Annotated in this window: 8 protein-coding genes; 5 read left to right on the top strand and 3 right to left on the bottom strand. The window is 45.8% G+C overall.

All coding sequences use genetic code 11. From position 1 onward, the window contains the following. Window positions 1-270: 270 nt before the first annotated feature. The 5 genes from GO003_RS20110 (at window position 271) to GO003_RS20090 (ending at window position 8,903) form a co-directional block, all read left to right on the top strand. Window positions 271-2,406 carry an HAD-IIB family hydrolase gene (locus GO003_RS20110; protein WP_159653114.1) on the top strand — a complete coding sequence of 712 codons (2,136 nt, stop codon included), beginning with the start codon at window positions 271-273 and terminating at the stop codon, window positions 2,404-2,406. Window positions 2,407-2,421: 15 nt separating this feature from the next. Beyond that, entirely contained in the window at window positions 2,422-3,276 is an 855-nt protein-coding gene (locus GO003_RS20105; RefSeq protein WP_159653112.1) for an HAD-IIB family hydrolase, read from the top strand. Further along, entirely contained in the window at window positions 3,266-4,150 is an 885-nt protein-coding gene (locus GO003_RS20100) for a carbohydrate kinase family protein (RefSeq protein WP_159653110.1), read from the top strand. Before GO003_RS20105 ends, GO003_RS20100 begins: the two co-directional genes overlap by 11 nt. An 84-nt stretch (window positions 4,151-4,234) precedes the next feature. Then, window positions 4,235-6,190 carry an alpha-amylase family glycosyl hydrolase gene (locus GO003_RS20095; RefSeq protein ID WP_159653108.1) on the top strand — a complete coding sequence of 652 codons (1,956 nt, stop codon included), beginning with the start codon at window positions 4,235-4,237 and terminating at the stop codon, window positions 6,188-6,190. Between the two features lie 499 nt (window positions 6,191-6,689). Further along, entirely contained in the window at window positions 6,690-8,903 is a 2,214-nt protein-coding gene (locus tag GO003_RS20090) for a bifunctional SulP family inorganic anion transporter/carbonic anhydrase (RefSeq protein ID WP_159653106.1), read from the top strand. A gap of 178 nt (window positions 8,904-9,081) precedes the next feature. On the opposite strand, the gene glnD is transcribed toward GO003_RS20090, so the two are convergent. The 3 genes from glnD to GO003_RS20075 form a co-directional block, all read right to left on the bottom strand. After that, entirely contained in the window at window positions 9,082-11,748 is a 2,667-nt protein-coding gene (glnD, locus tag GO003_RS20085; RefSeq protein WP_231089223.1) for a [protein-PII] uridylyltransferase, read from the bottom strand. A gap of 361 nt (window positions 11,749-12,109) precedes the next feature. Continuing rightward, a complete protein-coding gene (locus GO003_RS20080; protein WP_159653102.1) occupies window positions 12,110-12,754 on the bottom strand; it encodes a class I SAM-dependent methyltransferase in 645 nt (214 codons plus the stop codon). Window positions 12,755-13,020: 266 nt separating this feature from the next. Beyond that, window positions 13,021-13,302 carry a DUF427 domain-containing protein gene (locus GO003_RS20075; protein WP_159653100.1) on the bottom strand — a complete coding sequence of 94 codons (282 nt, stop codon included), beginning with the start codon at window positions 13,300-13,302 and terminating at the stop codon, window positions 13,021-13,023. Window positions 13,303-13,341 lie beyond the last annotated feature (39 nt).

Genomic DNA, 13,341 nt, shown 5'->3' with positions numbered 1-13,341 from the left:
TCGCCTTACCCTGGAATGCCAGTTCACTCTTAAACTTCAACCGGCCAAACCCCCTCTTCATATTCCGGCATAATCTCAAAAACACAGAAAAAATCATTGTTTTTTCTGGTAACTGAATAAATAACCCTATACCCTGTTTCATTGGTTCTCGGCTTGAGGTCGAGATCAAAGACAATTAAGTCACTTTCGAACAGACGATGGACTTAAGCTCCGGCTCGATAATTGCGGGTGTGGGTTGTTAATTCACAGGTAATTGGGAGAATATCGATAATGAGCGAAAATACGAATGCCAAGCCACTTTATATTTTATTAATAAGTGTCCACGGCTTGATTCGCAGTCGCGACTTGGAATTAGGCCGCGATGCCGATACCGGTGGCCAAACCAAATATGTGATTGAGTTGGCGAAATCACTGGCAAGACAGGTCAATGTCAAGCGTGTGGATTTGGTAACGCGTCGGATAATTGATTGCGAAGTAGCTCCCGATTATGCCCTAGCTACGGAGCCGTTAGCTGAAAATGCACAAATAATTCGAATCGATGCGGGCCCGGAAGCTTATATTCGCAAAGAGGAACTGTGGGATCATCTGGATAGTTTTGCCGACAATTTGTTAACCTGGCTTCACCATCAGTCCGAAATGCCCGATATTCTGCATAGCCATTATGCCGATGCTGGTTATGTGGGTATCCGTCTTTCGCATTGGACCGGTTTACCGTTGATTCATACGGGTCATTCTTTGGGGCGAGATAAATGCCATAGGTTGTTAGCTATGGGATTGACTATGGAGGATATAGAGAAGCGCTATCATTTGCTGCGCCGCATCGAGGCTGAGGAGGACACATTAACCAACGCTGACTTGGTGATTACCAGTACCCGCAATGAAATTGAAGAGCAATACGAACTTTACGATTGCTACACACCGGACAAGATGGCGATTATTCCGCCAGGAACCGATCTGGAACAGTTTCATCCCCCCCTTCATCGGTGTGAAGACATTGCCTTTGCAAAAGTTCTCGAGATGTTTCTGAATGAACCGGATAAGCCCATGATTTTGGCGTTATCCCGCCCTGATGAAAGGAAAAATATCGTAGGTCTATTGGAAGCTTATGGTCAATCGCCCCGTTTGCAGGCGATGGCTAATCTGGTCATTGTCGCGGGCAATCGTGAAGATATCAGGGAGTTGAGCGAGGGTCCGCAAGGGGTTTTAACGGAGTTGTTACTCGTTGTCGATTATTACAATCTTTACGGGCGCGTTGCGCTGCCGAAACATCACTCAGCTGACGACGTTGCCGATATTTATCGTCTTGCCGCGTTGTCCCGCGGCATTTTCGTTAATCCGGCATTAACCGAACCATTCGGTTTGACGCTGCTGGAAGCGGCCGCAACAGGTCTGCCTCTGGTTGCCACAGAAAACGGCGGTCCGGTAGATATTATTGGCAATTGTCATAACGGCCTGCTGGTTGACCCGCTTGATAAAGCGGCGATGGCTGAAGCATTGTTGACTCTTCTCGAAGATACAAAACTGTGGTCGGAGTTTTCCGGAAATGGCTTGCAAAATGTTGCCCGCTATTATTCATGGGATGCTCATGCACAAGCCTATTTGCGGAAAATTTCGATGTTACCGCACCGTGAACATCTTCACAAAACGCCTCTTGTCGCCAAAACTGGCCGCTACCGCAAGCAAGCCATTTTTACCGCTATCGATAACACTTTGTTAGGCGACTCTGAAGGTTTGGAGCATTTTGTAAAACTTATACGCGAAAAACGTAAAACATTTCTATTCGGTATTGCAAGCGGAAGGCGGCTGGATTCGGTATTGGCCATTTTAAAAAAGCACCGAATTCCGATGCCGGATATTTTAATTACAAGTCTCGGAACTGAAATCTATTATGCTCCCCAGCTGATTGCGGATATTGCCTGGACTTACCATATCGATCATTTGTGGATGCCGCAGGTTTTAAGGCGCATCATCGGAGGCTTGCCCGGTCTGACTCCGCAACCCAAAAGCGAATTAAGCCGTTTTAAACTTTCCTATTATTACGACAGTACTATCGCACCGCCGATGGAAGAGATTTTAACGCTATTGCGGCAGCAGGAATTTACGGTCAATCCGACACTCTCTTTTGGACAGTTTTTAGATATCGTTCCAGCCAGAGCCTCGAAAGGGCAGGCCTTAAGATATGTTGCCAGGCAATGGAATATTCCTCTGGAACGTATCTTAGTTACGGGGGGATCAGGCGGCGACGAAGATATGCTGCGAGGAAACACGTTAGGGGTTGTTGTTGCCAATCGGCACCGTGAAGAATTATCGATACTGAGCGATACGGAGCAGGTTTATTTCGCTGAACAATCGCATGCGAAGGGCATATTGGAAGCTATAGAACATTACGATTTTTTCAATCTTTAGCGGGGATTAAACAGTATGTCCAAACATATCTTGATTTGTACTGACCTTGATCGCACATTGCTCCCAAATGGAAAACAACCTGAATCACCCGGAGCTAGAGCCGCATTTGCTCGACTGGTTTCGCGTCTGGAGGTCTCCCTGGCTTTTGTCAGTGGCCGGCACAGGCAGCTGGTTGAAGAGGCTATTAGCCAATATCAAATACCCATTCCCGATTGGGTGATCGGTGATGTCGGCACGACAATATATCAACTAAAAGACAATAAATGGCTGCCTTGGCCGGAATGGGAACAAGAAATCTCTTTAGACTGGCAGGGGTTGACGGCACATGATTTGAGGCCTTTTTTTAGAGAATTTAAGGCCTTGACTTTACAGGAAGAAAGTAAACAAAACCGTTATAAGCTTAGCTATTATCTGCCGTTAGAAACAAAAGTCCGGCCACTTCAACATGCTATGTTGTTGCGGCTTAGTTTGGCAAATATTCGCGCAAGCCTGATTTACAGCGTCGATGAAGAGACGTCAACGGGTCTGCTGGATGTGTTGCCGGAACGCGCGACTAAACTTCATGCCGTAGAATTTTTAATGCGGAATAAGGACTTTGATATTTCAAATACCGTTTTTGCCGGCGACAGCGGAAATGATTTACCGGTGCTTACCAGTGCGATTCAGTCCGTATTGGTCGCCAATGCCGGCCTCGATGTCGTCGAACAAGCTCAATATCAATCTTTGCAGGAAGGTTCGGAATCGGCTTTATATCTGGCGCAAGGCGGTTTTATGGGTATGAACGGCAATTACAGTGCTGGCATACTTGAGGGCGTTGCCCATTATCACCCTGAGACCCGGCATTGGATGGAGCAAGACGATGAACAATAACAAACCTCTGCATATTTTCGGTGAAGTGCTGTTTGATCATTTTCCTGACGGCAGTCGGGTTCTGGGTGGTGCACCGTTTAATGTTGCCTGGCATTTGCAGGCGTTTGGACTGTCGCCCCGATTCATTAGCCGCATCGGTGATGATCCTTCCGGACAGGAAGTTGCTGCCTTAATGGACTTTTGGGGTATGCATAAAGAGGCATTACAACGGGATCCTGAACATCCAACCGGCAGTGTCCGTGTGTCCATCGACAATGGCGAGCCGCATTACGAAATCATACCCGATTGCGCTTACGATTTTATCGATAGCCAGTTGCTGGATGAAAAAACAACCCAAGGCATCTTATATCACGGTTCGCTGGCGCTCAGAAACCTGCCTTCATATAGGGCGCTGCAAACCACCAAAGCGAGGCATCAAGGTAAAATATTTGTCGATGTCAACCTGCGGGTACCTTGGTGGGATAGGGACTTGGTGTTGTCGTTGCTTCATGATGCGGATTGGGTCAAACTCAATGAAGCGGAACTGGCCGAGTTATGCTCGGAAGAATCAAGTTTGGAAAATGCCATGCGGGCATGTTGCGCTCAGTTCAATCTGGATATGCTGGTCGTAACCCGGGGTCCAAAGGGGGCCGTCGCTTGCGACAGGCGGCAAGATTTTGTCTCAGTGGAACCGCCGAAAAGCATGCCGGTTGTCGACACGGTAGGTGCGGGCGATGCATTCGCGGCCGTATTGCTGATGGGACTGAGCAAACAATGGTCGATGGATCTTATGCTGGATCGAGCTCAAGCCTTTGCAAGCAATTTGGTAGGCAGGCGCGGGGCAACCGTCACTGACAGCACTTTTTATAGTGTATTTAATGAACAATGGCATTAACCGTTTCCGATGGTTTCTAGTCGTCAATAAAACATCACGGCTCTGCTCTTGTGATAGGGCCACACTTACTCAGCCAGGAAAAATATGTACGAACAGGTTTCCCACTCGCTATTGAATGCCATTCTGGACGATTTAAAACCCGAAATCAGACGACAGGATTTACGGCACTTTTATACCCGTTTGGGGGCTAACTTTTACGCTATTTATTCGCTGTTTTTTAAACTCTATGGGCACCGTGACGATTTTAAACAGCAGATGCTTAAACTGGTTGAGACGATGGCTAAGGGTTATATCGATCGTTCTGCCGAGCTCGAACAGATCGACATACAGCGTGAAAAGGATCATAACTGGTTTTTGTCTCAGAAATGGGTTGGCAAGGCTCTTTATACCACCGGTTTTGCTGAAAATTTGGCTGATTTGGCGGATAAAACGGGATATTTTCAAGAGCTGGGTATCAATATGGTTCATATCATGCCTATTTTGATGTGCCCATCCGGCAAAAGTGACGGAGGATATGCGGTCAGCGATTTCAGACAGATAGATGACAGGATAGGGGGGCTTGACGATATTCGCCGGGTCGCTGAAGAATTCAGGAAACGCGACATTCTGCTGGTTCTGGATATCGTGCTTAACCATACTTCGGATGAGCACGAATGGGCTAGAAAGGCTATAAATGGGGAGCGGCGTTATCAAGATTACTATTATATTTTCGAAAACCGGGAGATTCCCGATATGTTCGAACAGGCTATGCCGGAAATTTTTCCGGAAAGCGATCCGGGCAATTTTACCTGGAATGCGGACATGCAAAAATGGGTAATGACTGTTTTCCATCATTACCAATGGGATTTAAATTACAGTAATCCAGAAGTATTCATTGAAATGCTGGATATCATTCTGTTTTGGGCAAATCAGGGTGTGGATGTGCTGCGTCTTGACGCAGTTGCTTTTTTGTGGAAACAAATCGGCTCCTCTTGCCAAAACGAGCGTAACGCCCACCTGATATTGCAATTGATGAAAGATTGCTGTCAGGTTACCGCTCCGGGTGTTTTGTTTATTGCCGAAGCTATTGTTGCACCGGTTGAAGTGATCAAGTATTTCGGAGAAGACGCAATTATCGCTAAGGAATGCGAAATTGCTTACAACGCTACTTTGATGGCCTTGTTATGGGACGGTATTGCCACCAAAAATACAAAATTGCTATACCAAGGCGTGAAAAATTTGCCCGCTAAGCTGGAACGAGCGACTTGGCTCAATTATGTGCGCTGTCATGATGATATTGGTTTCGGGTTTGATGATTACGATGTCAGGGCCGCAGGTTATGAGCCATTTGCACACAGGAAATTTCTGATTGATTACTTCAGTGGACAATTTGAAGAATCGACTGCCCGGGGTATGGTGTTCATGCGTAATGAAGCAACGGGTGATGCGCGTATTTGCGGTTCATTAGCCTCTTTGGCTGGGCTGGAGTCGGCAATGGAAAAAGATGATCCTGAGCTGATATTGATGGCCATTAATAAAATCCTCTTATTACACAGTCTGATTATGTCTTTCGGCGGAATTCCGCTACTTTATAATGGCGATGCGATCGGCGTAGTCAATGATTACAGCTATCAGGACGATACCAGTAAAAGTTCAGACAATCGATGGATACACCGCCCTAAAATCAATTGGGAAAGAGCCGAATTACGAAAAAAACAAGGCACAGTTGAATACACCTTGTTTAATGCGTTGAAAAAAATGATCGCCATACGCAAAGAAACATCGGCATTTGCCGATTTTAATAACCGCGAATTGCTAGACGTTAAAAATGAGCATTTGCTCTGCTTCATCCGTTTCAATCATGAGCGTCCGTCAGAACGTGTCCTGGTTGTTGCTAATTTCGATGCCAATCCCCAGTATCTTGATTTGGATGTTATCAGTACCAAAGGCATCAACGCTTATGCTCAATTTATCGATTTGTACAGTGGTAATAAACCGGCACAGTTTGATCGCAGGATAGTCCTGCAGGCTCATCAATTTTACTGGTTGAGTGAGTTGTAATCGAGATTCCCCAGCAGAATTCTTGATTTTCTCTAACTACTCGCTCGCTGGGAATAGAGGGTGTAGGTGATTGATTGAAATGGCTTCTACAGCACGGATGTTGCAGAGAGCAAAACGGATGGTTTCATGTGTCCTTTGAAATCAAGTACCTACACCCAATAAAATGGGAGGGGGAGTGCAGATACGATTTTCTGTTGGTTGTGCAACTTGTTGTTTTTTATCAGAGCCAAGGCTCGTAAAAATTTATTGAAAGGGTGACTTGCAATAACTGTGAATAAGAGTGGTCAGTCAATTCAGTTCAAATGGGATGTTGTATAGAACTGTTCGTGGTAAATTTGTTGGAACCATAAGCCACGAGCCCATCGACAAGCTAAGAGCGAACCGATCACATTTATGAACCGGAATATTAAGCAGACTGAGTATTAGGTGTTTGTAGATAAATCATGACAACTGAAACATCTTTTTGGGTAATCAATTAAAAATAATGCAAACAATACAAATGCAAGCAAATAAGCTCCCAAAATCGGGTAAAAGTGACCTGCTCGCCAGCCTGAAATACGATTTTCCAGCTGGTATCGCTGTTTTTCTGATTTCCATACCGCTGTCGTTGGGAATAGCGCTGGCATCCGGAGCGCCCCTGTTCTCGGGGTTGATAGCCGGTATTATCGGCGGAATAATCATTGCTCCCTTGAGTGGTTCCGCGTTGGGGATCAGTGGCCCTAGCGCGGGGATCGCTGTTATTGTCCTGTCTGCCATTGAAACGCTGGGTTTTAATGGTTTCCTTCTCGCGCTGTTGGTGGCAGGAATTATTCAAATTCTCATGGGCCTGACCCGGGCCGGGGTTATTGCTTATTATTTTCCGTCGTCTGTTATTAACGGCATGTTGTCGGGTATAGGCATCATTCTATTTTTGAAACAAATTCCCCATGCCGTTGGCTATGACTTGGATTATGAAGGTGACACTTCCTTTTTTCAGGCGGATAGCTACTCATCTTTTTCTGAGCTGGCGCACATGCTGGAATACAGTTCGCCTACCGCCATTTTAATAGCAGTCATATCACTGGCGATTCTTATACTCTGGGAACAGCCGTTTATAAGGCATTTCCGGTTTTTTCAGTTGTTCCAAGGGGTTTTAACCGCAATCGTTGTGGCTGTGCTGATCAATCAAGGGCTGCTAAACTTCTATCCGGAACTTGCGCTAACCGGCAATCACCTGGTCATGGTGCCTGTGTTACAAAATCCCGGTGATTTATTGAGTCAACTTCATTTTCCGGACTTTTCCCAGTTTAACAATCCCGCTATTTACCTAACCGCGTTAACACTGGCGGTTGTTGCCAGTTTGAAGACGCTGCTCTCTTTGGAAGCGGTTGATAAAATGGATCCCGTAAAAAGAGTAACCTCGGCTAATCGTGAACTGATTGTTCAGGGCATAGGCAATGTATTTAGTGGTTTTCTCGGCGGTTTGCCGTTAGCGCAAGTCGTCGTGCGCAGTTCCATTAATGTCCAATCCGGCGCAAAAACCAAAGCGGCCGGTGTCATTTACGGCTTGCTGTTGTTTTTTGCTGTCATTCTTATCCCGACGCTACTCAACAAAATTCCTTTAGCCAGTCTAGCCAGCGTGTTATTGGTTGTCGGTTATAAACTCATCAGACCGGAATCTTTCAGGGTCATGTACAAAGCGGGCCTGTATCATTTTATTCCGTTCTGCATGACTATTTTGGGGATGGTTTTTACCGACTTGCTCATTGGTCTGGTTATCGGCCTGGTTACTGCCTTGTTTTCTATTTTGCTGGAAAACTATAAAACCGCTTTTTATTTTAATGAGTCACACATCGGTAATAAAACTATTCTGCGGTTATCCGAACACGTCTCTTTTCTGAACAAGGCTAATATTCAGCAAACCTTCGAACAGTTGCCCGATTATTCGGACGTCATCATTGATGCAACGCGTTCAAAATACATTGATTATGATGTCTACGAAATCATTGAGAACTTCAAAGTCGAGGCTCAGCGCAAACACATCAAACTGACCCTGGAAAACCTTCGCGGTTACGGCGTCCTTCCGCCGGTTGAGAATGCGCGGGCGCCCACTTATGATACTCAGAAATCATTGACCCCTGCTAAAGTGCTGGAGTTGTTAAAAGAGGGCAATGAGCGTTTTGTCAATAATCTCAAGTCAAACCGGAATTTACTGGAACAGATTAACGACACCCGGCAAGGGCAATTTCCGATTGCTATTATACTCAGCTGCATGGATTCGCGTACATCGGTTGAACTCATTTTCGATCAGGGCTTGGGCGATGTCTTCAGTGTCCGGGTAGCGGGCAACGTGGTCAATGACGATATTCTCGGCAGTATGGAATACGCTTGTAAAATCGCAGGCTCAAAGTTAATTGTGGTATTGGGGCACTCGCATTGCGGAGCGATCAAAGGCGCGTGCGCAAATGTTGAACTGGATCACTTGAGCGGACTTTTAGACAAAATCAAACCGGCTGTTGATGCTGTAAATGCAGAGCAATCTTTAGCAGTAACGGCTGATAACGAAAATCTGGTGCAAAAGGTCGCCGACAAGAATGTGCAGTTGACCGTTGAACAGATCAGAAACAAAAGCTCTTTGCTGGACGGTATGGTCGAAAGCGGCGAGATTGACATCGTCGGCGCGATGTACAGCATTGAAACCGGAAAAGTGAAATATTATGGAGTTGATGATTAAATGTATCTGCTCATCCCTCCCGATTTACTCTGTGTAGGTGCTTGATTTCAAAGGACGCATGAATACGTCCCTGAAGATCTCTGCAACATCTCTGTTGCAGGAGCCTTTTTAATCAATCACCTCCACCCGTCAATTCCAAGCGGGCGAGTAGTTACGATTAAAGAATCTTAAGGAATTTTTAATCATCAAGCACTTTAAGAATTTCGGTTTCTATTTTCTGTTGCTCTTCCGGCTCTGTGATGGGTAAGTGGTGTTGATTGGTAACGTAAAACATGTCTTCTGCCCGACTGCCGATAGTCGTTATTTTTGCACTGTGCAGATGGATGGCCTGTTCCAGAAAGACATGGCCAATTTTAGACAAGAGACCTGCGTGGTCGGTTGTGATCAGTTCGATCATCGTTTGCCGGCTGACCGAGTCGGCATTGAATTTGATGCTGGAAGGAATAGGGAAGTGTTTTGCCTGTCTTGACTGCCGATGGATATTACCGTCTCCTTTTACTTCCTTTTGCAATAGACTAGCGCGAAGGGTTTTACAGATTTGAACTTCCCTAAACAATTCGTTGATGGGTTGCCCTGACTGTTCAAGAACCTGAAAGCTGCTCAGCACATAATTGTCGATTGTGGTTACGAATCGGGCATCGAGAATGGTCAGGCCCAATTGGTCGAGAGTAGCGGTGCTGAGGGAAAAGATTGTTCCTTCGTTGATGGTATAAATGAAAATTTCAGCACTGCCCAGCTGCGTTTGCGGACGGAGCAGTACCAGAGGAAAGTCGACTTCACTGGAAGAAGCAATTGCGATGGTATGCCAGGCAATTTCATCGGCTGAAAAACGTAAGAAATAATCATCACTGGCATGCCGCCAGGAAGCATCGATGGACGGCTCTGAGAGCCCAAGTTTGATGAGTTCTTCTCTGGCTTCTTTTTTGGTTTCAAACCGTCGGTCGGCGAGTGCGGCCGGACTTGACAAGCCTTTTTGCAGTGTCTTGTAAGTGACGGCGTAAAGCTCCTTGAGCAGGGCATCTTTCCATGAATTCCAGAGTTTAGGATTGGTTGCCCGGATATCGGCAACGGTCAGTAAATACAGATGCTTAAGATATTCTATGCTACCCACCTTACTGGCGAATTTATGAATGACATCCAGATCGCTGATATCGCGTCTTTGAGCCGTCATTGACATGATCAAGTGATAGCGAACCAGCCAGGTAATCAGTTTGGTATCGTGTGTGGACAAGTTATGTTGTATGCAGAAATTTCTCGCGATATCTTCCCCAATGACCGAATGGTCACCGTTTCTGCCTTTGGCAATGTCATGAAACAGCGCTGCCAGATACAGCACTTCCGGTTTTTCGATAAGTAAAAATATTTGATTGCAATAGGGCAGTTCATCGCTATGAATGTCTAGCGAGAAACGGCGCAAATTTCGGATTACAAAAAGGGTATGCTCGTCTACGGTATAAACGTGAAACAAGTCGTATTGCATCCTTGCAACGATATTGGCAAAACTGGGTAAATAAGCGGCTAAAATGCCGTAACGATTCATCCGTCTTAACTGTTGAGTAATGCCTCGGGGCTGCCGGAATATTTCAATAAACAGGCGATTGGCCGTTTTGTTTTGCCGGAAGTCGTCATCGATCAAATGCAGGCTTTTTCGTATCAAGCGGATGGTCGTGGCTCTGACGCCGGTCAATGAACCGTTTTGCTGCAGAAGCAGAAAAATCTCGAATAAAGCCGTGGGCTCTCGTTCGAAAACGCCGTCATCTACCGCTTCAAGATAACCGTTGATGACTTTGAAATGATCGTTGAGAGGTGTCGAGTTTTCGGCGGAATCACCAAAAATAAACCGCTCGTTAAATAACTGCAGCAACATTTCATTTTGTCTTTCCAGGCCCTGCACTGTTTTAAAATAAAACTGCATGAACTGTTCAACATCTTCATTGTAATGCTGGTTTTCTTCACTGAAACCAAATTGTTGGGCGAGGGCACGTTGATGATCGAAGAACAGGCGATTTTCGCACCGGCGCGTCAAAAGATGCAGCGCATAACGGATACGCCACAGTACATCCAGTGCGGCGACCAGATCGGCATATTCGGATTTGGGCAAAAAACCGTATTTAACCAGCTCCTCGGGCAGGAATCCGTATTTGACCAGTTCCTTGAGTTCTGAGGTGTCGTAATGCCGTTTGAATACCCAGGCAATGACATGCAGGTCGCGCAATCCGCCGGGTCCTTCCTTGATATTGGGTTCAAGGTTGTAAGCGGTGTCATGGTATTTCTTGTATCGGCGTTTCTGCTCTTGCATTTTAGCGGCAAAAAACTGGTCGGCCGGCCAAATCTTCTCGGGTGTGATTTCGGCTTTCAGGGCTTCCAAAAGAATAACCGAACCATTTATCAGCCTGATTTCCATGAGGCTGGTCATAATGGTCTGATCAAGTTTGGCCGACTCTACACACTCATGGATAGTCCGCACGCTAAAGCCCGGCTTCAAGCCAATATCCCAAAGAAACGTCAGAAAGCGGCCAAGGCCTTCATTGATTACGGTCGATTCTTCAAAATTTAGCAATACCAGGATATCGATATCAGAATAGGGGAATAATTCCCTCCGTCCGTAGCCACCGACCGCACACAGTGACAATTGAGATACATATTCACCCAGGAAATATTGGCAGCAGCAACTGAGAATTTGATCGATAAAATCCGACTTTTCCTCGAGTAAGGCGGCTACTGATTGGTGTGGATCAAATTTTTCACTGAGGTTTATGTCCTGTTGTTTGAGGAGTTCCTTAAATAACAGCAGGCTGTCTTGCCGGGCAAAAAGGGAAGAGTTGATATTCGGAAATAAGTAAATCACAGTTTCACCTGGGGTAAAGTTACTTTCAAATATACGCTGCATACGAATCAAAAAACAGCCGAAAAAAAATTATTGATTCGGATTAACCACTGCTTGCCGGAAAAGCCAGGCTGTTTTCATCTAAATCAGAGCCGTTTTATGCGTTGCTTAAGCCTTATGCTTGATGATCAGATCAGGTCGGGCATCTAAAAAAGCTCTTGATCGATGAAATGTAATAAAAACACTAACAATGAGCCGGTTATAGACAAACGTTCTTGTTCGCCGGGTAATATAGGTGATCCTTTCGCCCTGTGCTTTTCGATGGGTTTATGGATAGCTAAACTCACCTCAAACCTTTTTTTACAACCACGCGTGACAACTAAATTGACTGGCTACCGGAATTAACGGCTTGAGCTACGATTGCTAACCAGGGTTGTTCTTCAATGGGTTTGCCGGAAGGCCGGTAATAATGATTCAGCACTGCAAATCCGGCTGCTTCCAGAAATCGCACGCTGGTTTCCAATTGAATGAAATGACCGTAACGTTGCCCGGACCAGCCCTCGTCATTTCCGCGAGGATTAGATAAAAATAAAATACCGCCGGGTCTTAATGCTGCGTGCAGCTTATCAAGAACATGTGGCAATTCCTTGCTGGGGACATGGAAGAGAGAGGCATTAGCAAAAATGCCATCGAAGCGGTATATGGATAATTCCAGGTCAAGAAACTTTTGATGAAGGATCTCGCAACCCGAGTACCGACGGGCCATCGCGCAAAATACCTCACTGCCGTCCAAGCCAATAGGCCGGTGGCCTAGTGACTTGAAATACTGAACATCTCTTCCGGGTCCACAGCCCAGGTCTAGAATATCCAACTTTTTATCGATAGGAAATGGGGCTAAAAAGGCCGCGTAGTTCTGAGTTACGTCGTGATCTTTTGTGCCCTGCCAATAGGCTTCAGCATTTTGGTCGTAATGACTGAGCGTCACCGCTTCTATCAACTCCAATTCTTCAGCTTTAGGGGCCATAATCCGCCTTTATAATCAGTGATAAATCATCATTCCGGTATTATCAACCTTTTGACGTGCTGTCTTCTAATGTCTAGATTTTCACAGCATTTCCCAGTTTGAACTTTTAATGTGGCTTTGAGGGCAGGCGTAAGCCTTGCGAGGAACGCCATGGACTCATCCGTAGGGGCTTGACGGCAACATCCCTGCTGCCGACATCCCAGCAAAGCTTACACTTACACTTTTTATCATCAAACTGGGAATTACTGGGATTTTCAAAAAGCACCTTATTGAATAACTTCTACCCCGCGCCAGAAAGCGAGGTGGTTTTTGATATTCAACGCTTCCGGTTTGGGATCGGGATAGAACCATGCGGCATCACGGTTAATCGCATCGTCAACGACGATGTCGTAATAGCTAGCCTTGCCTTTCCATGAACAGAAGGTGTGCGTGTTGCTTTCTCTAAAGAATTGGGCTTTGATCGAATTGTCAGGGAAATAATGATTTCCCTCGACCATCACTGTGTCATCGCTTTCGGCAATGATGACTTTCTTCCAGATAGCTTTCATGTTTTTGCTCCTTGTTGAATTTTAATGTTTCAGGGTATC

The organism is Methylicorpusculum oleiharenae (assembly GCF_009828925.2).
Taxonomy (GTDB): Bacteria; Pseudomonadota; Gammaproteobacteria; order Methylococcales; family Methylomonadaceae; genus Methylicorpusculum; species Methylicorpusculum oleiharenae.
This window is presented reverse-complemented; position numbering and strand designations above follow the sequence as displayed.